The sequence below is a fragment of the Bhargavaea cecembensis DSE10 genome (assembly GCF_000348905.1).
Taxonomy (GTDB): Bacteria; Bacillota; Bacilli; order Bacillales_A; family Planococcaceae; genus Bhargavaea; species Bhargavaea cecembensis.
This window is the reverse complement of sequence record NZ_AOFT01000001.1, coordinates 294,232-320,087: the sequence shown is the minus strand read 5'-3', so window position 1 is coordinate 320,087 and position 25,856 is coordinate 294,232. Positions and strand designations below refer to the sequence as shown.

Here is a 25,856-nt window from a genome sequence, read left to right as displayed (position 1 = left end):
GAAGCGGTGAACGAAAAGTTCAGCAGTTGATTTTAAATCTGCACATAAAAAACCCGGACAAGTCCGGGCAGTAGTTTAATATGCAGTCAGCGAACTTCCACCCAGCCGTTCTTGATGGCCGTGACGACAGCCTGGGTTCGGTCGTTGACATTCATTTTCTGAAGAATGCTGGAAACGTGGTTTTTCACCGTCTTCTCGGAGATATACAGCGATTCCCCGATGGCACGGTTGCTCTGTCCGTCGGTCAGAAGCTGGAGCACTTCGCATTCCCGCTTGGTAAGAAGGTGATATGGCCGGCGGATCTCCGCCTGGTGGAACGAACCAAGATGCTCCTTCGCGCTTAGGCGGCGGAATTCGGCCACCAGATTCTTCGTGACTTTCGGGTGGAGATACGATCCGCCCGCCGCCACCACCTTGATGGCCTGGACGATGGCATCTGCATCCATCTCTTTCAGCATGTAGCCGAGCGCGCCGGTCTTCATTGCATGCGTGACATAAGACTCGTCGTCATGGATCGAGAGGATGATGATCTTTGCTTCCGGATGGGCGGCCATCAGCTCACCGGTCGCTTCAATCCCGCTTTTGCCCGGCATGTTGATGTCCATCAGGACGACATCCGGATTGTGCTGCTCGTACAGTCCGATGACCTCTTCCCCGTCAGAGCCTTCTGCCACTACATTGAATGTTTCTTCAAAGTCCAGAATTCGCTTCACGCCTTCGCGGAAGAGCTGGTGATCGTCGATGATAATAATGTTCGTCATCCTGATTTCCCCCCTGCGTCTTTATCTGTTGCGTGCTGATCATGCGGAAGGGTGAGAAGCACTTCAGTCCCTTCCCCTTCCTCTGTCCTGATTTCAAATTCGCCTTTAAGTAGTGCCACACGTTCCGTCATGCCCTGGAGGCCGAACGATGAATCGCCGGTCTCTGACGGATCAAATCCCCGACCATCATCGGTGACCGAGGCCCGGATCCAGTTTTCACAAATCTCAATCCGGACATCGATCACTGCAGCCCCGCTGTGCTTGATGGCGTTTGTGACAGCTTCCTGGACCAATCGGAAAACGGCCACTTCGGTGCTCTGAGGAATTCTTGCCATGATCCCTTTTGATTCGAATGTGAACCGGATGTCCGGATGGTAATCCTGCATCTTTTCCACATACTTGCTGAGCGCGGGCACTAGCCCGAAATCATCAAGCACCATCGGCCGGAGATCGTAGATGATCCGCCGGATTTCAGACAGCGTGTTTCTGGCGAGTTCCTTCGTGAAACCGAGCTGGTCAAGCCCGGCATCCATTCCCTTGTCATTAAACACCCGCTCAACGAGTCCGAGCTGCATCACCAGGTTCGCCATCATCTGGGCAGGGCCGTCATGGATCTCCCTGGAAAGCCGCTTCCGCTCTTCCTCCTGGGCCTCCAGCACTTTCATGCTGAAATGCTTGCGCATCTTGGCCGACTCCAGCGCGGGGCCGACATCCTTCAGTTCCGAAGTGAGGTACTTCGTGACGATGTTCACGTGGCCGGCCAGATGATCTGCCCGTTCCATCGAATCCTCGTATGTCCGGATGCGGTTCTCTAGATGGAGCTTCAGGTCACTCAGCTGGCGGATTTTCGTGCTGTTCAGCATGAATTCCAGCTGTACTTCATGTGCGGAATCATAGGCCTGGCGCACTTCATCCTTCGTATAGTCAGCGAAATGGACAGAGACGTGCTGAAGCTTTTCCCGCGCCGCCAGGGAAGCAGCCGACAGCTTCTCCCCTTCCTTTATTGCCCGGGAAATTTCTTCATCGGTCCGTCTCAGATCCTCCCTCAGCTCTTCAAGCTGACGGCGGCTTTCTTCATTAATAATGAAAATATCGCTTTTGGACTGGTCAAGCGACCGGACCATCGAGCTGAAGATCGCATCGAGTGCATGTATGTCTACTTTATCTACAGGCATTTCTTCTATCCCCTCATCATCCGGAACCGGTAATTTCCGGCATTTGAGTTTAGACTGTGTTTATTATAGCATTACAGCGGTTGAAATATATTAAAATTACATTACAGCAAGGAGGCTGATGACATGAGAGACGACTATCGCACCGTGAAAGGAAACGGAGAAAGCGAACTGATCATCAAAAAATCCCGCTTCATCGGCCATGCGGCCCGTGCCGAGACCGAAGAAGAGGCGATGGCCTTCATCGCGAAAATCAAGCAGGCCCATCATTCCGCCACCCATAACTGCTCGGCCTATCTGATCGGCGAGCACGATCAGATCCAGAAAGCCAATGATGACGGCGAACCGAGCGGCACTGCGGGCGTCCCGATGCTTGAAGTGCTCAAAAAGCAGAACCTGAAGGACACTGTCGTTGTCGTGACACGCTACTTCGGCGGCATCAAACTGGGCGGCGGCGGACTGATCCGGGCTTACGGCAGCGCGGTCTCCGATGTGCTGAACCACACGGGGATTGTCGAACGGCGGCTCCACCACCTCATGAAAGTGACAATTGACTACACTTGGCTCGGAAAAGTCGAAAATGAGCTTCATATGTCGCCTTACCCCCTGGACCGCCTGGATTATGCCGAAGCGGTATCGGCTTATGTCTATGTGCCGGCAGCAGAAGAAGACAAATTTCGCGACTGGATCGCCAATCTGACAAATGGCCAGGGAACTGTCGGATTGGAGCGGAAGGAATTTCTGGAGTTCGACGCATAAAGCGCTATTCCGTTTTACGCAGGGCCGGTGCAGGTAGTATAATAAATAGGATTGGCGTCAGGGAGGAACAAACGGAACCAATGACTATTTAAAGCGTCCGATTACCCGGACGCGGAAACCGCCCCGACCCTGTACGGAGGAGCGACAAAATGAAAAGATCTGAATATCGGAAAAAGCAATCATCCTCCAGGAAAAAGACCATCCTGAAAGTCATCGGCGTGCTGGTCGCTGCATTCCTGATTCTCGCAGGCACTTATGCGGTCTATCTGTACCGCCAGGCCCAGATTGCCGCCGACGGCGCTTTCGAATCCATTGACCGGGACGGGTCGAAACTCCGGGATGAGAAAGTCGAACCGTACGAGGACAACGTATCCATTCTGTTTATCGGCGTCGATGACAGCGAGGTGCGGAACGAATCACACAGCCGTTCGGATGCCGTGATGCTCGCCACGCTCAACAACGACGACAAATCGGTCAAGCTGGTCAGCATCCCCCGGGACTCCCTCGTCTATATTCCCGAAGTCGGCTATCAGGACAAGATCACGCATGCCCACGCATTCGGCGGCCCGGAAGCAACGATCGAGACTGTCGAGGAGCTGCTGAATGTTCCGGTTGACTATTATGTCAAGATGAATTTCCACGCTTTCATTGATGTGGTGGATGCACTTGGCGGGATCACGGTTGATGTTCCCTATGAACGACTGGAAAAGGACGAAAACGATCAATATACGATTCAGCTCGAACCCGGTGTCCAGGAACTGGACGGACGGCATGCCCTCGCACTGGCCCGGACACGGATGCTCGATAATGATGTGGAGCGCGGAAAGCGCCAGCAGATGATTCTGGAAGCACTCATGGACAAGGCGAGCTCGGTCTCTTCCATTTCCAGATACGGCGATGTCATCAAGGCGATCGGCGACAATATGACCACCGATTTGTCCTTCAACGATATGAAGGCACTCGCCGCTTATCTGCAGGACGGAAAACTCGTTATTGAATCCATCACGCTGGAAGGCTATGATGATATGACAACAGGCGCCTATTACTGGCGTCTGGACGAGGAAAAACTGGAAGAGACGTCACAGCTTCTCCGCTCCCACCTGGGCCTTGAACAGCCAGGCACGGAAGACGGCAGCGAGGACGGCTCCGAAGCCGGAGGGGCATCCACATGAAACGGAAAGACTATCAGAAAAAACGGCGGAAGGCCAGGCGCAAGCCGATACTTAAGGGCCTGATCATCACTTCCCTCTGCCTGCTTCTCTGTGTGGCGGCTTATGCCGTCCACCTGATGCAGAAAGCGGAAAGTGCCGCCAATGAGGCGTATGAATCAATCGGCCGTGACCAGTCGGCACTGCGGGATGAGCAGGTCGAGCCGCTTAAAGACAATGTCTCGATTTTGTTTGTCGGGGTCGATGACAGCGAAGTGCGCGGCAAGGGAATGGACAGCAGCCTGTCCGACGCCCTGCTTGTCGCCACTCTGAACAACAAGGACAAATCGGTCAGCCTGTTGAGCATTCCCCGTGATTCTCTTGTCTATATTCCTGAAGTGGGCTACAAGGACAAAATCACCCATGCCCATGCCTACGGCGGGACAATAGCGTCGATGGATGCGGTTGAAGAACTGCTGGACATCCCGATCGATTACTATGTGGAGATGAACTTCCATGCCTTCATCGATGTGGTCGACGCGCTCGGCGGCATCGAAGTGGATGTCCCTTACGAACGGCTCGAGAAAGACGAGAACGACCAGTACACCATCCAGCTGGAGCCCGGCCTCCAGGAACTGGACGGCCGGCATGCCCTGGCCCTGGCCAGGACACGGATGCTCGACAACGACATCGAACGCGGCAAACGCCAGCAGATGATCCTGGAAGCCCTCGCCGACAAAGCGACGGACGTCAAGTCGCTTACCAAATACGGTGATGTGCTGGATGCAATCGGCAAGAACATGAAGACGAACATGAAGATGGATGAGTTGATGTCCCTCGCGGCCTACCTTAAGAACGGCATGCCGGAGATCGAACCGCTACAGCTAGCAGGAACCGATGACATGAGTACAGGCACCTACTACTGGATCCTGGACGAAAGCAATCTTGCAGATGTAAAGGATAACCTCCAGGTCCACCTCGGCCTGAAACAGGGCTCCACCCGCCTGACTGAGGGCAATAAAGAAGATGACGATGACTTTGCTGCCGGCCACCAGCCGGAGTGAACATACAAAAACCCCATCCGAATTTCGGATGGGGTCAGACTGTAGACAAAGTGAGTGGAATACTCCTTTGTCTACAGTTTTTTCTATTACTGAAAATCCTTCGGATTTCTGCTGCGGGCCCTCGCTTACCGCGGGCGTTGCCGACGCCAATGCGAAGTTTGGCGTCTGCGCTCAAAAGCGAAAGCGTTGAGCGGCATTAGCTGCACTCCTCGAGCTGCGCTCTGCGGGGCCTTCGGCTAACGCTTTTCCCGCAGGTGTCTCGGGCCCTCCGCTTCGATCCGCGCCATAAGGCTTATTGAGGCAAACGGTACCTGTTACTATAATCGAGTTAACAGACTACAAAACGGGTGATGGATATGCTTTCAAAATCGATTGCCGTTGCTGCTGATGCTGGATACAAAACGCCTCACATAGCAAAGGTCATGATTGATAACGGAATCCGCCCTTGTCTGCCTTACACCAGGCCGCGCGGGAAAAAAGGTTATCTGAGAAAAAGCGAGTTCCACTACGAATCCCAAAAGGAATTCCTATCTCTGTACAGGGTTCAGGCACCCTCGTTTCCTGTTTTGCCGAATATAAAAGCCATCACTCAAAATAATGAGTGATGGCTTGTTCACCTGTTACTGTTCACTTTTTCACCTTAACCAGCTTCAGGAGCGGGTAGTAGTTCTGTCCGGCAAGCCCGATGATCTCGACAAACAGTTCAATGACGAGGAGCATGATGCCGATGATCAGGAATGCGCCCCATACGGTTGCCTGCGAGAACAGAATGGCAGCCAGGCCAAACAGCGCCGCGAACGAGTATATGATCAGAACGGTCTGACGGTGAGAGAAACCTGCCCGCAGAAGGCAGTGGTGAAGGTGAGATTTGTCCGGTGCCGAAATCGGCTGCTTCATCCGGATCCGGCGCACGATCGCAAAGAATGTATCGGAAATCGGTACCCCGAGGATAATAATCGGAATGACGAGCGAGATGACCGTAACGTTTTTGAAGCCGGTCAGCGCCAGTACAGAGATCATGAATCCGAGGAACAGTGAACCGGTGTCCCCCATGAAGATTTTTGCCGGATGGAAGTTGAAAACAAGGAAGCCGGCACAGGATGCAGCCAGGATCGCCGCCACTGCTACAACAAAGATGTTGTCCATAAATCCGGCCATCACGGCGAGCGTAATGAGGGCAATCGTCGATACCCCGGCAGCCAGGCCGTCGAGGCCGTCAATCAGGTTGATGGCGTTGGTGATCCCAATGATCCAGAGAATCGTGAGAGGGATGCTGAGGTAACCAAAGTCGATTGTGCCGCCAAACGGCAGATTGATAAAGTCGATGTCCAGCCCGCCATAAAAGACGACGATTCCGGCAGCAAGCAGCTGCCCTGCCATCTTGGCCTTTGCGGTAATTTCCAGGAAGTCATCCAGCAGCCCGGTCAGTACGATGATTGTCGCACCGATCATGATGGCTGCCGCATATTCGCTTTCCGGTCTCAGGAGGACGTAGCCGAGGACAAAAGCTGCATAAATCGCCAGCCCGCCCATTCGAGGCATGATTCTTGCGTGAACTTTTCTATGATTGGGCTTGTCGACCGCACCGAGGCGGATCGCAAGCCGCTTTACCAGCGGTGTCAACAGGAGCGCAGCAACGAAGGCTGCGACCATTGTCAGCAGGATTGTCATATCGATCCTCCCAAAAAGATGAATCCATCTATTTTGATCTTAAGTATTATAGCATGATAAATTGTCAAAAACACCATCTGACCGGAGAACAGAGCTTTTTTACTTATCCATTCCCTGAAAACCATAAGTCAAACGGTCCTGAATATGGGACGTTCCAACCACGATGAAGTTTCAGGTAAAGTAGTCTTTTGCCTGCCTTTTTGCTAAAATGAAACAGTGTCCGCACAAGGACTTCATCTAAAGGAGCATCCATCATGTTATCTCTCTTCAGAAAACCGGCTGCCACCACATCCCGGCAGCTCAAAAAATATAAAAAGACCGTTGACCAAATCAACCAGCTTGAACCTGTCTATGAAAAAATGTCTGATGATGAACTCAGGGGCATGACCGCCCGCTTCCGCGACCGGCTTGCTGAAGGTGAAAAGCTGGAAGCCATCACAGCCGAGGCATTCGCTGTCGTGCGCGAGGCATCCAAGCGTGTGCTCGGCATGCGCCACTTCGATGTCCAGATGATTGGCGGACTGGTCATGGCAGAAGGAAATATTGCCGAGATGGCAACCGGTGAGGGAAAGACGCTTGTCGCTTCCCTCCCTTCCTATGTCCGGGCACTGTCCGGAAAGGGCGTCCATGTTATCACCGTCAATGATTACCTTGCCCGCCGCGACTTTGAGCAAATCGGACAGATCCACCAGTTCCTCGGACTGGATACCGGACTGAATGTGCCGATGATGGACCCCGAGGCGAAAAAGGCTGCCTATCAGGCGGATATCACCTACGGCGTCGGGACGGAATTCGGTTTCGACTATCTGCGTGACAACCTTGTCGCCGAGCCGGAGCAGAAAGTCCAGCGTCCGTACCACTTCGCCATCATCGATGAAGTGGACAGCGTCCTGATCGACGAGGCCAAGACGCCGCTCATCATTGCCGGGAAGATGCAGCCCGCAGCCGAACTGCATCGCATTGCCGCCCTTCTGATGAAGCGGTTTGAAATGGATGTCGATTATGAGTTCGATCCGGAGACAAAAGCCGTTACGCTCACCGATGCCGGCATCGGAAAAGTCGAAAAGGCATTCGGCATCGACAACCTGTACGAAATGGACCACCAGACGCTGTATCACTATGTGATCCAGGCCGTCCGGGCCCATGTCATCTTCAAGAAGGACGTCGACTACATCGTCACGGAAGACGGCAAGATCGCGCTCGTTGACATGTTCACCGGACGCATCATGGAAGGCCGTTCCCTTTCCGACGGGCTCCACCAGGCGATCGAGGCAAAAGAAGGCGTCGAGATCACAGAGGAGAACAAGGCGCAATCCCAGATCACCATCCAAAACTACTTCCGCATGTATCCGGGACTGTGCGGGATGACAGGAACTGCGAAAACGCAGGAAAAGGAATTCCGGAGTGTCTACGGGATGGAAGTGGTCCAGGTTCCGACCAACAGACCAAAGCAGCGGATCGACCAGCCTGACCGTGTCTATCTGACCACCCATGATAAATATGAAGCGGTCGCACGTGAAGTCAAAGAACGGCACACTAAAGGCCAGCCGATCCTTGTCGGCACGACATCGATCCTCCAGTCTGAGGCTGTGGCGGACTATCTCGACAAATACAATCTCCCCTACCATTTGCTTAACGCCAAATCCGTCGAGCAGGAAATCCAGCTGATTGCGGATGCAGGCCAGTACGGCACCATTACCGTCGCAACGAACATGGCGGGACGCGGAACGGATATCCAGCTCGGAGAAGGCGCAGCAGATGCAGGCGGGCTCTATGTGATCGGTACTGAAAAGCATGAAAGCCGTCGGATCGACAATCAATTGCGCGGCCGCTCGGGCCGCCAGGGTGATCCCGGCGAGAGCCGATTCTTCATTTCGCTTGAAGACGATATGTTCCGCCGGTTCGCAAAAGACGACACGGAGAAGTTCAAGAAGAACATCAAGACAGATGATGACGGACTTGTTCTGAACAGCAATGTCCATGAGCTGACCGAACGGACACAGCGCATCGTCGAAGGCGCCCACTTCTCGCAACGTGAGTACAACCTGAAGCTGGATGATGTCATCAATGACCAGCGCAAGGTCGTCTTCGGATTCCGCAACCAGGCACTGAATGGAAGTGAACTCTCAGAGCTTCTGGATAAGCTGATCGATGACACCATCGACTTCGAAATCGAGGAACATGCGCCGCAACAGGGAGCCTCGGATGAGTGGGACCTCCAGGAACTGGAGAACGTGCTTGCCTCCCTCCTCCCTGCTGCTCCTGCCATCGATACTGGCATTACCAGACAGAAAGAGCTGCGCCAGTCGCTCGAAGAGGCCGTCACAGATTCAAAGGACAAGCTTCACGCGGCTCTTGAAGATGAACAGTATGCATCTGTGGCGAGGCGCCTGATCCTATCACGGGTCGATACGATGTGGGTCCGCCACCTTGAAGCGATGACCCGGATGAAAGAAGGCATCGGTCTCCGCCGCTATCAGCAGGAGGACCCGATGCGGATTTACCAGCGCGAAGGGCTTCACCTTTTCGCAAAACACTTCCAGGAAATGCGCCGGATCATCCTCAGGGACATGAACCGGCTGCTGGAACAACAACAGGAGGCGATCAGATGAATCTCTTTTCCCGATTCAGAAAAACAGAAAGAAAAGGTGCGGACAGTTCAGTCTCATCCGAAGAGCTGACAGATATCCAATCTGTGAGTGAAGAAGACAAGCTCGTCGATACAATCCTCAGCCTTCACCCGGAATGGACGGTGCCCCAGGAACAGGAATATGTGCTCCGGTTCCTTGCAAACGATCTTAATCCTCTGAAACCGAATCAGCTGTCCCTTGCCGGGATCGATATTGATGTGGATGACCGGAGCGGAGACTGGCTCGTCAAGGCTTTTTTCCGGTCCTCGGTCAGCCAGCCTGTCAAGATGGGGCCTGTCGAGCTGCTACTCGTGACCGAAGACGGCAAGCTGGCAGCCTCCAAAGAATTTGACATGCAGGAACTCGGTGAGATCAAACCTGCTACCGCTAGCCCTTGGGTGTTCGTCTTCAGCAAGAATGAACAGTTCCTTAAGGAAGCTCCGGAATCCGGCTGGACGCTGAACTTCAACGTCCAGTCGCTTATGCCGCACCGTCTTGCGCTGAAACCGGAGTGGGAGCAGAGCCTAGCAGACAACCAGAAAAAAGCCCTTCAGCAGGTTGTCGACTCCCTCCCGAAACTGAAGCCGCGCGAGCTGAACATGACAGGTTTCCAGGCTCTTTATCAGGAAGACGGCAAATTGGCGGTCGCTCTGCTGATCCGGAACGGCTACTCGCGCCGCATCAATCTTGAACAGCTGCCGCTTGAAGTGATTGACGGAGCCGGCGACCTTATCGCCAAAGGAACGTTCCAGTTGCCGCCGCTTGAGGTGGATGCCAACACGACCACGCCGTGGACATTCATCTTCCCGGCGGACTCCGTGCAAAAACCTGACGCCGACCTGTCCCGCTGGACGGCTCGTGTTCCAAGATAACTTGAATTGCCGGCCGGCGATCGGCCGGTTTTTTTCTGTTTCGGCCAATTGTTTACGAATCCTGAGATGCGGGAATTCTATAGAAGACCATTAGAATCCAAAAGGAGGCATTTCGGATGGGACAAGACAACAAGGAGTTCATCAACAAAGCGAAAGATTCCCTTGAAGAACTGGCCGGCAAGACGAAAGAGATTTTCGGTGACGTGAAAGATCGCCATGGAGCAAAGATGGAAGACGGTTCCGGCCAGGATCATAGCAGTACCGGCTGGAACGGCCAGGAGCGGAAGCATGCGGCCGGTGAATTTGAATACCAGACACGCAACCAATACCAGAACGGTGCCCAGCTTGATGCAGTCCCTGATATCGGCAGCCAGTCAGCCGGCGAACAGGACAACACTTCTGAGTGGGCTTCCCGCTACTCGGAACAGCAGCCGGTTTCCGATTTTACGGAGTTGGGTGCGGTAGGCGGAGAAGCGGCCGTTGAGGATGTAACTGAAGGCAGCCGCGCCGACTATGGGACCGAGGCAGTTTACGGCGATCCGACAGGCCGTTATGATGGCAGCGAAGCGAACATGCTGAGCGAGGAAGAGCGCCTGTCACGCTATGATGAACAGGAGCCGCTTGACGATTTCTTCGATGACCTGGAAGGCCCCGGACAGCCAAGGCTCTGATAAAAATCAAAAAGGATCCCGCAAGCAAACATGGCTTGCGGGATCCTTTGATTATGGCTGGATGTTGTCGAGATCGGTGATGATGGTCACATCCTGATGGCTTAAAAGTGCCGTGATCGGAAACTCAGTTGTTTCCTGACCTTTTGCCAGCTGCTCCAGTGCATGCCGCTTTTTCTCTCCGAATGCGATGAGAATGATCTTCTTCGCAGATAAAATCGAGGCAATCCCCATCGTCAGCGCCGTTTCAGGAATTGCGGACCGGTCTTCGAAATACTGGCTGTTGACACCAAGTGTCGAATCGGTGAGTTGGGTCACGTGCGTGATCGATGTGAACGGTGTGCCCGGTTCATTAAATGCAATATGCCCATTTTCCCCGACACCGAGGAACTGAAGGTCGATGCCTGCATCACGGAGGCGGGCCTCATACTCCTCACATTCCTCTGCAAGGTTGTCGGCGGTGCCGTCCGGAATATTTGTCTCTTTGAACGGCTTCTTGCTGAACAGATGTTGGTTCATGAACCAGGCATAGCTGTTCGCATTATCCGCACCCAGGCCGACATATTCGTCCAGGTTAAACGAGGTGACACCCGAGAAGTCAAGATCCGAGCCGGCCCATGCCTCATAAATCGGTTCCATCGTGCTGCCTGTCGCCAGGCCCAATACTTCCAGGCCGCCTGCCAGTTCCTCGCGCATCCGCTCAAGAACAATCCCTGCAGCCTCATTTTTGTCCGCCACTTTCACATACCGAATGTTTTTCGCCAATTATTTCACGTCCTTCGTTTATGGTCCATTCCTGATGGACCCTTATTGAACTTGCCCGGTGTTCGCTGCCCGCTCGACCGCTTCAGTCACTGCCACGTGCACGTTCGGATCAAGAGGATGCGGGACGAGATCTCCCTCCCGCGTGCTGTCCACGATCGCCTGTGCGGCTGCAATCAGCATCGGGTAGGAGATTTCCTTCGCCTTGGCATTAAGCGCGCCCCTGAAAATGCCCGGGAAGCCAAGCACATTGTTTACAAGACGGCCATCCGCCGCGAATGCAGCCCCTGCCTCAAGCGCATCATCCGGTTTGATTTCCGGATGAGGGTTGGACAGTGCCAGGATGATCTGGCCTTTCCTGACCTGCTCTTTCTTGATCAGGCCCTGCACGCCTGTAGTCGCGACAACGATATCACTTTTCTCCATGATTTCATCGACAGAGGAAACGACAGTCCCGCCGCTTTTTTCAAGGCGGTCCTTGGCATCGTCGCTCAGATCGCTGCCGTACATTTCTTCTACCCCATAGGCCATGAGCATCCTGCAGATGGCAAGGCCAGCTGCTCCGAGGCCGATCTGGCCGACCTTCGCCTTTGCCAGGTCAACACCCGCTGTCCGGCAGGCGGACAGAATGGCTGCAAGCGTCACTACGGCCGTACCGTGCTGATCATCATGCATCACGGGAATATCAAGCTCCGCCTTGAGACGGTCCTCGATTTCAAAGCAGTGAGGCGAACCGATGTCTTCAAGGAGAATCCCGCCGTAGGCTTGATGGATATGCTTGATCGTCTCGACCACTTCATCCGGATCACTTGTATCCAGCAGGATCGGCACGCCGCTGATGCCGACGAACTGGTCGAACAGGACCGCTTTCCCTTCCATGACCGGCATTCCCGCGACCGGCCCGATATTGCCGAGGCCCAGGATCGCGGTGCCGTCCGTTACGATGGCGACGCTGTTGCCGATGCTGGTGAAGTAGTTGGCCTGATCGGGATCTTTCTCGATGGCCTTGCAGACGTTCGCCACTCCCGGTGTGTAGACACGGCGAAGGTCACCGAGCGAACGGATTTCCCTGCGGCTGCCCATATGGATCTTCCCGCCTTCATGTGCCTTCAGCACATCATCCGATACCGCATGGATCGTGATGCCCCCGCCTATCTGGTTGATTTTCTCAACGACACGTTCGATATGCGCTTCGTCCTCAAACTGGACAGAAATGTCCCGGATTGTTGAATGGGTTCCGATTTTCAGTGTTTCAATGTCTCCAAGATCAGCCTGTTCAGAACCGATTACCGAGACGACCTTTGCGAAATTCCCCGGCACCTGCGGGATTTCGACGATTAGATTTCTGATGATGCTATATTCCATTGATGAGTTTCCCTCCTGCTGTCGACAGTGCCTACTTATTTTACTATTGTGTACCCGTCACGTAAACCGGAAGCTTCTTCTGCATAGTTATCCCTGTTCTCTGTCTTCCCAGCATTCAGCCCCCTTGAGTCCGGGGATGGAGGATGCATGAAAGTCCGGATTCTCCCCCCTGCGCCTCTGCAGCATGAAGTCTTCGAGCACCTGATAAGCCACTTTCCCGAGGAGAAGAATCGCAATGAGGTTGATGATGGCCATCGTGCCCATGAACAGATCCGCCATGTTCCAGACAAGCTGAACCTGTGTCAGCGAACCGAACATGACCATGGCCAGGACACCGATGCGGTAGATCGTCAGCCATGCCTTGTTCGGGTGAATGAATTCGATATTCGATTCACCATAATAGTAATTCCCGAGAATTGAACTGAATGCAAAGAAGAAAATCGCGACCGCAATGAAATAAGGGGCCCAGGAACCGACCAGCACATCCAGAGATGCCTGTGTCAGCACAATCCCCTCTTGCTCAGCTGAGTCATAGACTCCTGCCAGGATGATCATGAAGGCGGTTGCCGAACAGATGATGATCGTGTCAAAAAAGACACCCAGACTCTGTACGAGACCCTGTTTGGCAGGATGTGAAACACTGGCCGTAGCCGCTGCATTCGGCACACTGCCCATCCCGGCCTCGTTGGAGAACAAGCCCCGGCGGACGCCCTGCATGATGGCGGCGCCAACTGCGCCTCCCGCTGCCTCCCGCAGGCCGAATGCCTCGGAAACGATCAGAGAGAACATTGCAGGCACTTCACGGAGATGGATGACCAATACGACCAGCACGACAAGCAAATAAATCACCGCCATGATCGGGACCAGAAACTGTGTCACACTCGCTATCCTCTTGACACCGCCAAAAATGACCACTGCGGTAAGGCCGATCAATAAAAGGCCGACTGCCCAGTCAGGAAGTGCAAACACACTGCTGAACGACTCCTTGATGGTATTGGCCTGAACTGCATTAAAGATGAATCCGAAAGACAGCGTCAACAGGATGGCGAAAACAATGCCCATCGGCCGGTTGCCGAGCGCTTTCTCCATATAATAGGCAGGCCCTCCCCGGAACGTATCCCCGTCCCGAACTTTATACACCTGTGCCAGCGTACTCTCGATAAAAGCAGTCGCCATCCCGACAAGGGCAACCATCCACATCCAGAACACCGCACCCGGCCCGCCGATTCCGATTGCAAGCGCCACACCGGTCACATTGCCGGTCCCGACACGCGATGCCGCACTGATGGCAAACGCCTGAAACGGCGAAATTCCGTCCTTGTCTTCTTTTTTCTCGGTGATCAACCTGAACATTTCTCCGAACAGCCTCACTTGTACAAACCTGGTCCTGATCGTGAACCACACTCCGATACCGAGGAGGACATAGATCAGAACATATGACCAAAGAAGGTCATTCCCCTTTCCGACAATCCACTCAAGCGCTTCCTGGAACATTTTCGGTTCCCCTTTCAATATGTATTTAAGTTGCCCCACCTGGCATTCTCTTTTTCTTTCCCTACTTTACAACAAACAAGCATATGAATTGGATATCCGCAGAGAGGTGCCTGTCCAATAGTTAAATGTGATAATATAATGAAACAATTTTAAGATAAATTCGTCTCAAACAATAATAAACTTGACGCTCTTGGGTTGATAGAGTAACCTTTTCTTGATTTGTAATTAATCGAGCGTCTTAATCAGTGTTAGTCGAGGAGTGTACAGTTTGAAAGAGAAGTTATGGCTTTATTTTATTTTACTACAGCCGATATTAGACCTTGTTACCAGCCTGATGCTAAACGTCTTCAATACTCCACTTTCGGTGGGAATCATCATCAGGGCTGTGTTCTTGCTATACGTCATTTACTTTGTTTTTGAGCATTACATTTCAAATAAGCAGTGGAAGCCGTTGACTTGGATTGGCATACTGGGCCTCTACTTTCTTATCAGCCTTGTCGTTAACTTCTTCTTCAAAGATCCGTTCAGTTTCGGGGCTGAGATCACTTTCTTGGTCAAAACTCTATATCCAATTTTCCTTTTCATCGCCTTCTACATAATCTTTAAGGAAAAGCTGATCACACTTGAAAAACTCCTGAAAACATTATCCATCAATGCCATCGTAGTATCTGGAATCATCGTACTTCCAACAATATTTGGCATCTCTTTTGAGTCCTACAATAGTTATTTCGCAGGTTCGATCGGCTGGTTTAATGCCGCCAATGAAACCGGGGCTATCCTGGTCATCTTGTTTGCCTTTACGCTTTTGTACTATTTAAGGACACGGACTTGGGATCCATTGGCCATTATAGCTATAATCGGCATTACCATTTCTGTTTACCTGATCGGAACTAAAGTTGCGACAGGTTCATTTATCTTACTTTCACTATGTATGGCATTATTGTTGCTGCTGAGAAAAAATTGGATCAAGTCTGCAGTTATCTTCATTGCATTAGCCGGAACTTTCTTTGGCATTTTGCAGTCTCCGGTTGCAGAGAATGCGAAAGTGGTTGAAGAACATAATCAAATCCGGCAGGAAATGTACAAAGAAAAAGAAAAGCACTACACGCCAGAAATTGTAGAGCAGATTAACATGTATCAGCGCTATCGGGCAATGAGCCACCCGGTGCTTACACAAGTCCTTTCTTCCAGAGATCTCTTCGTGCTCATGCACACGGAATTCTTCGAAGACGCTCACCCGCTCCGCAAAGTATTCGGCATGGGGTACGCTTCTGAGTATGAGAAAGAGGCAAAGATGGTTGAGATGGATTACTTTGACTTCTTCTTCTCCTATGGATTGATCCTTGGAATCGTCATGACGGGCGGCATGCTTTACTTTGTCTATAAAGCGATCAGGACGGGTGTTCAGGAGCTGTTTTCCAAAAACAGAAACGACAGAAAAATCCTGCTTGCGTTCAGCGGCCTCCTTGTCCTTGGGGTATCATTCGTAGCAGGCCATATCTGGTTCGCTCCCGCAGTCAGTATCTACTTTATGATTATGCTCGCCATGTTCTTTTATCTTGGAAAATCCACCATTAAGCGGCAAGCCGGACTCTGAACAATTGATAATAAATACAAAAAGCACCTGACTCATGATGAGGCGGGTGCTTTTGCAATATAGGATATTTACACTTAGGGAATCTACAGGAATCTCTCCCGATGGCGATCATCAATCCGGTCCCGTGTCACGTTGGATTCATAATTGTCGATGACCGGTTCCACTTCCTCGCCGAACGGTGCAGGTCCAAGGTTTGGGTCCGCACCGGGAGCAGGCACTCCGCCGTCATAATATTGTTCATCCACCAGTTCGGCGGGAATCCTGCCTTCCGAGGCAGCGTTGCTGCCGCTCCGGTTCAACTGCTCTTCCTTGAACTCCCTTGCATCCGGACCGATGCTGACGGATCCTTCATCAGGCGCCCGGTCGATTCCAGGGGCATTCACGCTGCCATCCTCGATTCCGACGACATCGCTGTCCCCATTATCCGGTTTCCGGAACGTATCGTGCACATCCCGGTCCCCGCCGGTAACAGCAATCCCTTCTTCAGACTTCGCCACACCGATGCGGCCGTCTTCTTCAAGCCGGCCTTCCCTGATCGCCTCTTCACGGTCCTCCGCATTATAGAAGCCCCGCTGTTCGGACGGGTGCAGGTTATCTTCCAGCAGCGCATCAGATGGCATCGTCGCACTCGTCAGATCCCCGTCCAGCTCAGGCGACGGAGGATCAGTCCGCCCGGTTTCCATGAACGGACCGGCTGCTTCAGGCAACCCCGCAAAATGGGCATCTTCCAATGGTTGCTTGTTTTGTTTTGGATCAAATTCTCGGTTCATATCGTTTCCCTCCTGTCGGGTCGTACATTAAAAATACCCGCTAACAGGAATGCCGAAACGAACAGGATATTCAAAGCGCCCGACCGTCTTTTCAAACGGTCAGGCGCTTTAAAGTTTAAACCTTTGCTTTTTCCTCATGGAATTTCATCATATCATCTGCATACTTCTGCACGGTTGAAGGAGATACATCAAAATGTTCGGCAATTCTTGTCTTGGGAATGTCAAGATCTTCAAGCAATCCTGCCATCTGTCCGTAGCGAATTGCACCGGCAGCAACCCCTTCCGGCTTGCGTGCTTTCGGATTCACCTGCTGCAGGAAATAGCCGGTCTTTTCTTCAAGCCCGGATGATTCCACTTCATTCTCCGAAAGGAATTGGCCAAGAAGCGACAAAACATCCGATCCCTCATCTTCAACGCCCTTATCTGTCTGGCCCTTTTCTTCAGCTACGGATGCTGCAGGGAAAACAGATTCATCACGACCGATCATTTCATACAGGTCCAGCGCATAAAGCTTGAGGAATTCCCGCTGATCCAAGTGGCTCTTTTTTTCTCTTAACCACTCTGCAGCACTGATTACATCAGGATTTCCTGACTCAAGGAAGACCAGTCCGTTCATGAGCATGATCCTGTCCTCCAAGCGGTTGTCCTGAAGGAAATGGCCGAATACAGCCTCCCCTATAGAAAGGTCCATGTCGTCCGGCAACTGGAGCGTATAGTTGCCGCCGCCAAGCACATCACGTAGATATGCAACACTTTCAGATATTGATTCAACTTTGCCAAAAATACTGATTGGCGATCCCCATGAAGACAGTACATCTTTGACCGCAGGCCTGGAGGATTTCTCAGAACTTTGGCGGACGTGGGACTGCCAATATTCAGGTGCCTGCAATAGATACATGTAATCGACAGCCTGGCTATGTATAGTTTCCCTGTCATAGAATGGGGACAGTCTCCGCTCCCACTCCGTAAACAGCTGTGCATTTGCCTTTACATGGGCCGGGATCGGAACCCTTGTATAAAACTGCCCAATCACTTGATTAAGCTCTTCATCGATCAGCTGCTCGATATTTGTCTGGTTAAGAAGGCCGTGGCATTTTTTATACTTCTTTCCGCTGCCGCACGGGCATGGGTCATTCCGACCAATTCGTTCTGCCATTTCTTCACCTCATTCATGGCGATTGTATCATAAAACCAAATACCGAATAAACTCTTTGTAAAACTTTGTGAATCCTTATTGTACCATATTCTCCAGCCATGTATTTCTCATTTCATTATTTTAAAAAAAGAGGGCCTTTACATGCTTGTTACAATGAAATAAAAGCAGGCAATCCCGGATTTCGGGATTGCCTGTTTCATTGACCGATTATGTCAATAATAGAGTACCGGTTGTCCCGGCTGGCTTGGCTTACCGGGCTTACTTGGTTTGCCTGGTTTTTCAGGCTTACCCGGTTTTCCTGGCTTACCTGGCTTACCTGGTTTATCCGGCTTGCCCGGTCCAGGCGTTTTGCCTTTTGCCGGCTTCCGTTCGATTGTGACCGTCTCAGTGGTTTCGTGTCCACCGAGGTCTACCACCTTGAAGGTGTAGTCGAACTTGCCTTCAACGAGCGGAAGGTCCACTTCGATTGTCTGATCGAAGCTCCTGTTTGCACCGTATGGCTCGCCGAGGTCATTGCCAAACACTTCGCTGTCATTTACATAGAGCCGGATGTCATCGAAGTTATCCTTCACTTGTACCTGAACAGTGACAGATTCTTCTTCGGTCTTTTTAGGAAGCTTCGACTTGATGGAAAGCTGTGCAGCCGTCGCATCAACGAAGAATCTGCGGGCGATGGACATCTCGTTGCCGTGTTCGTCCGTCGCACCGACCTTCACTGTCTGGAATCCGTCTTCCAGCGTGATGGTGTGGGAGAAGTTTGTGCCGTCGAATTCAGAAACCGCTTCCCCGTTTACCGTAACGGAAGACACTGCGGATTCATCTTCGACATGCCCGCTCACTGTCACTTCATTGGTATCGTATACGGAGAAGTTGGTCGGATCATCGATATAGATAACCGGCGGGTTCTTCTCTGCAGGTTCTGTGGAAATCTCATACTCATTCACGTTCTTTGCCGCATCATAGACACGCGCTTTCAGCTCATCGTCCTCATCCGCTGCAATTTCGAAAGTGGTTTCGCTGACCGGCAGTGTATCGACTGTTTCACCGTTTAGGATGACTTCCCATACATCTGCGCCTGTTCCTTCATCCGTAAAGTTGCCGGCAGTCACGACACCGGTTTCCGGATTGTAAGAGAACTCGCCTTCAGGTGCTGCGGTGTCCACCTTAACAGGAAACTTGATCGACTGCCATTCGGCGTCTTCAAAGTCGATGACCGCCTTGAGTTCGATGAAGTACTGGCCGTCCTCTGCTGGCTGGCCGTTGATCTTGCCGTCCCACGCATAGTTCATGCTGTACGTATACGGCAGTGCCGTAGCGGAACTGATGTAGTGCTTGCGGAGGTCGGCAGCAGTCCGGATCGTGCGGACTTTCTTGCCTTCCGCATCCAAAACATTCACTTCCATCTGCTTGGCGTTCCGGAACAGCGAGTAGACCGGTGTGACCTGGTCACGGAGCCCGTCGCCGTTCGGGGAGAAGCCGAAGCGGTCCGTATCGAAGTTTCCGCCTCCGTCGACAAACTCGCCCTGCTCATCCGCAAGGGCGGTGTAGCCCCAGTAAGTAAGCTCGTCCCATGCAAAGTAGTCGAAGATCGGAGCGTCATCCCAGCCGCCGTTGAAACCAAAGAATGGCACGGAAAGCGGGACATTGCCTGTGATGTCTTCATTCGGGTCTTCCAGGAAGACAAAACCGTCCACGAAGTATCCGTTCGTGAAGATCGTCCTCAAATCTTCCACATCCGAAAGGTCGATCGAAACTTCGATAGATGCTGTGCCACCGGCGGGAACTGTTACGGTTTCAGGCGCATCAATTGTCACATCTTCTGTGAGAACCATGGAGCCCATGAGATTAGAAGCTGTTACAAGGTAGCCGCTCGCGTTAACCGGCTGGTCCGCCTGGACTTCAGTGGAGACATTATATGTTTTCTCTTCATCGGAGAAGTTCTCCGCTGTCAGTGACAGGGTGACTGTATTGTTCTTGATTTCCTTCAGCGACACTTTGGCTTCGTCTGTTGCCGATTCAGTGACCACAACATCTGTGTTGAGGGCGTTTGCCAGCTGCATCAGGCCTGCGCCCTGCCGGCGTGGCGAAACGTAGTCACCGTTTTCTTCATCGAAAACGACCGGCTTGGCCGTGTTCATGAGGAGTTTCTTGGCGAATTCGGAACGCTCGCGCCCTGTCAGGCCGAACTCTTCATCGACGCGTTCGAACAGGAGTGCTGCACCGCCCGCAACGTGTGGCGCCGCCATCGATGTACCGCTCATGATGCCGTACTGATTGTTCTCGAGTGTGGAGAAGATGTTGCCGCCGGGAGCGGTGATTTCAGGTTTGAAGTCCAGGTTCGGTGTCGGACCCCAAGATGTGAAATCGCTCATCTGTCCTGCATTGGCATTTGGCGTATCAACATATTCACCGTCGAATGTGACTGTGACAGCCTCGCCGGCCTTTGCCGCCACAGACATTGCCAGACCATCCGACTGGAGGATCGACATATATGGAATCCGGATCGCAGGGTCGGATGCCATGTTGATGGTGCCAGCCGTATTGTTGTAGATAATGACGCCTGCTGCACCTGCTGCCTGTGCGTTCAGGCCTTTTTCTGTGAATGCAATGTCACCGCGGGAGATGAGGGCATACTTGCCGTCAAAGTCCTTGCCTTCAAAGTCTTCCGGATGACCGAAGCCGGCATCCACGATTTCGAACGTCTTCTGTTCTTGGGCTAGTGGATCAACGTCATTGGCAAGCAAATAGCCGCTCCGCTCTTCTTCACCGCCGCCGATTGAATAGCCGAAGCTCATCGTACGGACAATATCGTTCTCGAACGATGCGACCCCGAGAGAATCCTTCGAAACACTCGGGGATCCTGTCACGCCATAGTCCTGGTTTTCCGCATAGTTATAGAAGTAGCCATCTCCATAGAGCGCGGAGTTCCCTGCAGAAATCGCGACCAGAATCCCGTTTTCAACAGCGCGGGAGACCGCCTGCTGTTCAGGGCTTGTCTCATCGACGTAGCCTGCAGTGGAGCCGAGGCTCAGGTTCAGGACGTCAGCGCCAAGCTGGATGGCGTCATCCATAGCCTTAACGTATACATCTCCGTAAGTGGACGGATAGTTCGGATCGTTACCGAATACCTTCAACGCTAGAATCTGCGCTTCAGGTGCGACCCCTTTCACTCCTCCGTTTTCTTCATCACCGTTAGCCCCGACAGTTCCGGCCACGTGCATGCCGTGCATGGATGCATCCGGTGCAATGTCGCCGATAATGTCGTTTTCATCCATATAGTTGTAGCCGAACGGAACTTTAGGCGTATAGTATTTACCGCCCTGCAGCGTTCCCGCAGCCAGTTCCTTCTGAACTTCCGCTTTCGTCAGCTCACCTGTGGACGGATCTGTCAGCACCATATCACGGTGCTTCGGATCCATGCCGGTGTCAATGACGCCAACGATCATGCCTTCACCTTTGAATCCGTACTCTTCCCAGAAACGCTGGGCCTGTACGAGATCCTTGGAAGAGATCATTTCAGGCTTTTCCGCCGGGCGTTCATATTCGGTTGTCTCATAGACCGCCTTGACGCCGTTCAGGCTGGAAAGCGCCTTTACTTCTTTCGCTTTCAAATTTGCCGAGAATCCGTTGAAAACCGTGGTGAACTGGTTTTTCACTTTCATGCTCGGCGCTTTGGCTTTTGCGTTCTTCAGCACATTTTGCTGAGCGTTTTTAAGTTTCTGTTGTGTGCTTTCTTTCTGGAACTTGGAGAGGTCCTTGTAAAGAATTCCCCTGTTCGTCGCTTCCTCGATCGCCGGCTTTTCATTCAGCTCGACGATAACCCGCACCTCTTCCTCCGGCTTTTCCGGATCTGCCAGCCGCTCAGGCAGCTTCGGCGCAGGCTTTTCCAGCGCAAGCTTGCCTGAAGCCGGCACGTTGCCGGCTGACGGAATTGCCGCGAAGGCAGCCGTGCTGAATGAAAGGACAAACGCGAGTGCCAAAAGCAATGCCCGCTTCATCATTTTCAAGCCATTTTCCCCCTTATGAATTCATGATTTCACTCCTTAATAGAGTGGCAATTATGAATTTATCATTATATTCAAAATTCAGGAATATGCCGGAAGAATCTATTAGCAGAATTTGGAGTAGGTAAATTTTCACACACAAAAAAAGTCCGACGGTCTTTCGGTCTACGAAGGACTGTCGGGCTTTTATTCAATCTTATTTGCGTTTCAGCATGTTCATCAATTGCTTGCTTTCCGGCAACTTGAACACCCAGAGGAGCAGCAGATAGATCAGACCAAAAATCAGTGCGCCTCCGGCTGCCTCCGAGAAAGCACCTGCGGATGCGCCGCCTGAGAGCCATCGGGTCATTGCAGCCGCCGGGATCAGCAGGAGGAGGACCGCAGGCAGTCTCCACCCTGAACCTTCGTCTTCACCAACTGAAAGACTCAGTTTACGGGCTGCATAAACCATAAGGACACCCGCATTCACGGCGGATCCCACTATGGTTCCCCAGGCGATTGCCGCTCCGCCGATTTCCTCTATGGTCAGCTGAATCACAGCGATGTTGACGAGGAACACACCGAGTATCGAAAACAGGACCGGGACATGGGAATTGCCGGCCGCATAGTAAAACCGGGTGATATATGTATTCAGGGAGATAAAGTAAATCGACAGGCCGAACAATTGGACATATGGCGCCGTGAGGGCAAGCGATTCTTCCGTGAAGCTCCCGTGCCCGAAAACGAGCCGCGTCATCGGCTCGGCGAAAAACCAGATGAAGATGGCTGCCGGAATAACGAGCAGCGTCAGCGCACGGATACCCCGCCGGTAAACCGAACGGACGGCCGCATGGTCCCCTTCCCCCATCTTCCTGCTGAGAAGCGGATAAATGACAGTTGTCACCGCAGTCATGAGAATGGCCTGCGGGAACTGTGTCAGCTTCGACGCGTAGTTCACGGCTGCCACCGTCCCTTCCCCGAGGCCGGCCGAGTAGATCCGGTGGATAAGGAAGTAGAACTGGAGCGTCGCCCCGCCCAGCATGATTGGTAACGCCATCTTCCACAGCGCGCCCTGGCTGCCGCCGGAAGGCCATTTCGCCCGGAAGGAATACATCTTGAGCCTGCGCACACCCCAGAACAGGAACCCGGCCATCAGCACCGCCGCCACGAGCGCACCATAGCCATAGCTCTCGGCCCCCAACGTACCGGTGAAAACAAACGGGATGGCAAAGAACAGGAAGTTATACAGGAGCACCGCGAAGCTCGACATTTGGAAGCGGTCGTTGACATTCAGCAGTCCGCTCAGCCAAGTCGACAAAACAAGGAAAAAAGCGGACGGCATCATCCATAGATAAAGCTTATGCGCAAGCGCGTACCCTGCCCCTTCCAGGCCGCCGAACAACAGGCGGAGCACCGGACCGGCAAAGACAGTGAGAAGCGCAGTGACCAGGAAGATGAAGAGACTGATTCCGGTAAATGTCTCCCTGACCAGGGACCACTTTTCCTGCTCGGATCGGTGGTACACGGAAATGAATGCAGTCGTCAGCGCGCCTCCGGCGATCAGATAAATGAAATTCGGCACCGTGTAGGCCGTGATGATGCTGTCCGCAATGGCCCCGGTGCCGAACTGATGCCCGATCAGCACTTCGCGGGCGAAGCCGAACAGGCGGGCGACAATATTGATGACGGCGACAGCACCGATAATTTTTAGAATCCGGTTCATCTGTTGCCAGCCGCTTCCCGGTAGATGGCCGTCAGCCGCTCCAAGATCCGTTGTTTCGAATGCCGCTCCACTTCCCGCCTGATTGATTCCTGATCAAAGCGCCCGCTTGCCGGATCGAGTGCTTCCCGGATCCCTTCGGCAAGGGCAGCCGGGTCTTTTGGCGGTACGGCGATGCCGCGCCCTTCACCGAGAAGTACAGATAATCCGCCGACATCACTGCCGACAACGCGGATGCCGCTGGCCATCCCTTCAAGCGCGACCAGGCCGAAGCCCTCGTGATAGGAAGGGAGCACCAGAACGTCACATGCGCTCATCCATAGAGATAGGCGGTCCTGCGGTTCCGGATCGATAAAGTGCACGTTCTCCAGGCCAAGTTCAGCGATTTTCCTACGGAGCTCTGTGACATATCCGCTGTCCTTCCGCGAACCCACATAATAAAGCGAAACTCCTGCTTCTCCGAGATCTGCCATCGCCTCGGCCAGTTCCATTGTGCCTTTTGCCCGGATGATATTCCCGACAAACAGGATCGCACGGCCAGTGGGATCAATTCCAAGCTTCTTCCTTGCTTCCTGCTTTGGAACCGGTTTGAAGACATCCGTATCCACACCCATGCTGAGCACCGAAACCCGCTCCTGCGGAATCCCGTATGGCCCGGTCACTTCCCCGTACAGCCGATCCCCGACCGTGATCACATGGGCAGCCTCCCGGAGGATAGTCTGGGTCAGGTCACGGATTTTCGCATTCTTCCTTGCCATCTGGTCCAGGTCTCCGCCGTGGACGGTCACCACATACGGAACGCCGAACAGCCTCTTGCCGAGAAGCGACAAGAGGCCGGTCGGAAATGCATAGTGGGCATGGGAGACGGTATAAGCCTTACGATTCCGGAAGAGCCGGCTTGAGGACTGCAGAGCCCAAGCCCCGTATTTCCGGAGTGTAGCAGCCTTCCCCTTGCCGGGATCCGTGATCGCGGCCACGTCCACTTCAAAGCCGTTTTCCCTCAAAAGGTCCACCTGATTGCGGACGAAGATGCCGTATGTCGGATGTTCCGGTGTCGGGTACATGTTGCTGAGTACAAGGATCTTCATTTCACCGTCTCCTTCATGCCGACCTGGGTGAATTGCTTCCGGCCAAGATCGGCACTTGCCTTCAAGTTCTTTCTGAGCTCCTGCGTCTCCGAGACAACCCGGTCCCAGTCACCATCGAGGGCTTCGAATTCACGAAGCAGGATGCCGTCGTCATTCGCCAGTTCATCGATCTTATGGCATCGGTCCGACAGGTTCACCATGTCCAGGAAATCCTTCACCTTGTGATGGTAGGCAATCCCGACCACCGGCGTTCCGGCGTTGAGCGACAGATAAACCGAGTGCAGCCGAGTCCCGATGACGAGATCCTGTTCCCCGCTGATGCGGAGAATATCTGCCGGCATCAGATTGTCCTCGACAACATCCACTTTGTCCTGTTCCTTCATCCTGTTCCGGATTTCGACGGAAACATCGACATCATGCGGATACTTTGTCGAAAAGAATGTCAGGCGGATATCCCGCCCCTCAAGCAGACGATCCAGGTTATCCGCCATGCCTTTAACATAACTTTCATACTTGACGTCATTTGCCTCGGGCCAGTAAGCCAGGCTGTAGTACGGCACAACGGTCACGCCGACACGGCGGATCCGTCCGCCATACGGCCTGCGCTCCCCTGCCTCCAGTGCAAACGAAGGATCGCCGATGATGTCCAGGTCGGTTGTGACGCCGATCGACTGCAGCAGTTTTTTCGACTTCGGATCACGGACCGACGCACTCTCTGCACCGTTCACCAGCTTCCGGATAAACCACTTGCCGATCGACGAATTAATCGGTCCCGCCCCGCATGCATAGATGATGTACGGCACCTTGCTCCATTTGGCCATGAGCCCGTAGGAACCGAATAGCTGCGCTTCGCGGTTATAGAAATCCATCAGAATACCGCCGCCTCCGATGACGAGCAAGTCCAGTTCACGGATCAGTGGCGAGTTTTTCTTCACCGTTTCCATGAACGTCATCGTCGCCGACGAACGTTTATAGTAAAGCGGCGCCGCCTTCACCCCGTAACGGTTTGAAGTCTGCGGCGGATTATTGCTGAAGACGGTAATCGCATCATTCTCAATTTTATAGAAATCCTTCACCTGTTCGATAATCCCGGCGAGAATTGCCTCGTCTCCATTATTGTTATTGCCGTAGTTGCCCACAATACCGATTCTCATTCTGTTCTTCCTTTATACATGT

Annotated in this window: 19 protein-coding genes; 7 read left to right on the top strand and 12 right to left on the bottom strand. The window is 52.9% G+C overall.

Translation table 11 applies throughout. The annotated features are described in order from the left end of the window. Nucleotides 1-86: 86 nt before the first annotated feature. Together C772_RS01445 and C772_RS01440 are read right to left on the bottom strand one after the other, a co-directional pair. On the bottom strand, nucleotides 87-761 hold the full coding sequence (locus C772_RS01445) for a response regulator (RefSeq protein ID WP_008296764.1): 675 nt from the start codon (nucleotides 759-761) through the stop codon (nucleotides 87-89). Then, nucleotides 758-1,936 (bottom strand): sensor histidine kinase, encoded by a 1,179-nt coding sequence (locus C772_RS01440; protein WP_008296763.1) that lies wholly within the window; start codon nucleotides 1,934-1,936, stop codon nucleotides 758-760. Before C772_RS01440 ends, C772_RS01445 begins: the two co-directional genes overlap by 4 nt. Before the next feature lie 123 nt (nucleotides 1,937-2,059). Between C772_RS01440 and C772_RS01435 the strand changes: the two genes are divergently transcribed. The 3 genes from C772_RS01435 to C772_RS01425 all read left to right on the top strand — a co-directional run bounded on the left by C772_RS01435 (nucleotide 2,060) and on the right by C772_RS01425 (nucleotide 4,904). After that, entirely contained in the window at nucleotides 2,060-2,692 is a 633-nt protein-coding gene (locus tag C772_RS01435; RefSeq protein WP_008296761.1) for a YigZ family protein, read from the top strand. Between the two features lie 149 nt (nucleotides 2,693-2,841). Next, a complete protein-coding gene (locus tag C772_RS01430) occupies nucleotides 2,842-3,864 on the top strand; it encodes an LCP family protein (protein WP_008296759.1) in 1,023 nt (340 codons plus the stop codon). Further along, nucleotides 3,861-4,904: an LCP family protein gene (locus tag C772_RS01425; RefSeq protein WP_008296757.1), complete on the top strand. Its 1,044-nt coding sequence runs from the start codon at nucleotides 3,861-3,863 to the stop codon at nucleotides 4,902-4,904. The genes C772_RS01430 and C772_RS01425 overlap by 4 nt, the downstream gene beginning before the upstream one ends. Nucleotides 4,905-5,531: 627 nt before the next feature. Here the strand turns inward: C772_RS01425 and C772_RS01415 are convergent. Further along, nucleotides 5,532-6,575, bottom strand: a complete 1,044-nt coding sequence (locus C772_RS01415; protein WP_008296755.1) for a glycosyltransferase family 4 protein — start codon at nucleotides 6,573-6,575, stop codon at nucleotides 5,532-5,534. 254 nt (nucleotides 6,576-6,829) lie between these two features. Here C772_RS01415 and secA2 point away from each other — a divergent pair, with 254 nt between their 5' ends. From secA2 to C772_RS01400, 3 genes are all read left to right on the top strand, one after another. Further along, entirely contained in the window at nucleotides 6,830-9,187 is a 2,358-nt protein-coding gene (gene secA2, locus C772_RS01410) for an accessory Sec system translocase SecA2 (protein ID WP_008296753.1), read from the top strand. Beyond that, complete coding sequence (locus tag C772_RS01405; RefSeq protein ID WP_008296752.1) at nucleotides 9,184-10,077, top strand: accessory Sec system S-layer assembly protein; 894 nt, start codon at nucleotides 9,184-9,186, stop codon at nucleotides 10,075-10,077. The genes secA2 and C772_RS01405 overlap by 4 nt, the downstream gene beginning before the upstream one ends. A gap of 116 nt (nucleotides 10,078-10,193) precedes the next feature. Further along, nucleotides 10,194-10,748, top strand: coding sequence for a hypothetical protein (locus tag C772_RS01400; RefSeq protein ID WP_008296751.1), 555 nt, complete (start codon nucleotides 10,194-10,196; stop codon nucleotides 10,746-10,748). Nucleotides 10,749-10,799: 51 nt separating this feature from the next. Here C772_RS01400 and C772_RS01395 read toward each other — a convergent pair whose 3' ends face one another. The 3 genes from C772_RS01395 to C772_RS01385 all read right to left on the bottom strand — a co-directional run bounded on the left by C772_RS01395 (nucleotide 10,800) and on the right by C772_RS01385 (nucleotide 14,366). Beyond that, nucleotides 10,800-11,510 carry a glucosamine-6-phosphate deaminase gene (locus C772_RS01395; protein ID WP_008296750.1) on the bottom strand — a complete coding sequence of 237 codons (711 nt, stop codon included), beginning with the start codon at nucleotides 11,508-11,510 and terminating at the stop codon, nucleotides 10,800-10,802. A gap of 42 nt (nucleotides 11,511-11,552) precedes the next feature. Next, nucleotides 11,553-12,872: an NAD-dependent malic enzyme gene (locus tag C772_RS01390; protein WP_008296749.1), complete on the bottom strand. Its 1,320-nt coding sequence runs from the start codon at nucleotides 12,870-12,872 to the stop codon at nucleotides 11,553-11,555. Between the two features lie 87 nt (nucleotides 12,873-12,959). Next, entirely contained in the window at nucleotides 12,960-14,366 is a 1,407-nt protein-coding gene (locus tag C772_RS01385; protein ID WP_035000999.1) for an alanine/glycine:cation symporter family protein, read from the bottom strand. Nucleotides 14,367-14,634: 268 nt separating this feature from the next. Between C772_RS01385 and C772_RS01380 the strand changes: the two genes are divergently transcribed. Beyond that, on the top strand, nucleotides 14,635-15,963 hold the full coding sequence (locus tag C772_RS01380) for an O-antigen ligase family protein (protein WP_008296745.1): 1,329 nt from the start codon (nucleotides 14,635-14,637) through the stop codon (nucleotides 15,961-15,963). Nucleotides 15,964-16,046: 83 nt separating this feature from the next. Here C772_RS01380 and C772_RS01375 read toward each other — a convergent pair whose 3' ends face one another. From C772_RS01375 to C772_RS01350, 6 genes are all read right to left on the bottom strand, one after another. Beyond that, nucleotides 16,047-16,733, bottom strand: coding sequence for a hypothetical protein (locus C772_RS01375; RefSeq protein ID WP_008296744.1), 687 nt, complete (start codon nucleotides 16,731-16,733; stop codon nucleotides 16,047-16,049). Between the two features lie 115 nt (nucleotides 16,734-16,848). Continuing rightward, nucleotides 16,849-17,889 carry an SEC-C metal-binding domain-containing protein gene (locus C772_RS01370; RefSeq protein ID WP_008296743.1) on the bottom strand — a complete coding sequence of 347 codons (1,041 nt, stop codon included), beginning with the start codon at nucleotides 17,887-17,889 and terminating at the stop codon, nucleotides 16,849-16,851. A 212-nt stretch (nucleotides 17,890-18,101) separates the two neighbouring features. Next, the gene (locus C772_RS01365; RefSeq protein WP_235046360.1) at nucleotides 18,102-21,890 is read right to left on the bottom strand and encodes a S8 family serine peptidase; all 3,789 of its coding nucleotides are present in this window, start codon (nucleotides 21,888-21,890) and stop codon (nucleotides 18,102-18,104) included. Nucleotides 21,891-22,089: 199 nt separating this feature from the next. Beyond that, a complete protein-coding gene (gene murJ / locus C772_RS01360) occupies nucleotides 22,090-23,595 on the bottom strand; it encodes a murein biosynthesis integral membrane protein MurJ (RefSeq protein WP_008296741.1) in 1,506 nt (501 codons plus the stop codon). Continuing rightward, a complete protein-coding gene (locus C772_RS01355) occupies nucleotides 23,592-24,680 on the bottom strand; it encodes a glycosyltransferase (RefSeq protein ID WP_008296740.1) in 1,089 nt (362 codons plus the stop codon). Before C772_RS01355 ends, murJ begins: the two co-directional genes overlap by 4 nt. Beyond that, nucleotides 24,677-25,834: a polysaccharide pyruvyl transferase family protein gene (locus tag C772_RS01350; RefSeq protein WP_008296739.1), complete on the bottom strand. Its 1,158-nt coding sequence runs from the start codon at nucleotides 25,832-25,834 to the stop codon at nucleotides 24,677-24,679. The genes C772_RS01355 and C772_RS01350 overlap by 4 nt, the downstream gene beginning before the upstream one ends. Nucleotides 25,835-25,856 lie beyond the last annotated feature (22 nt).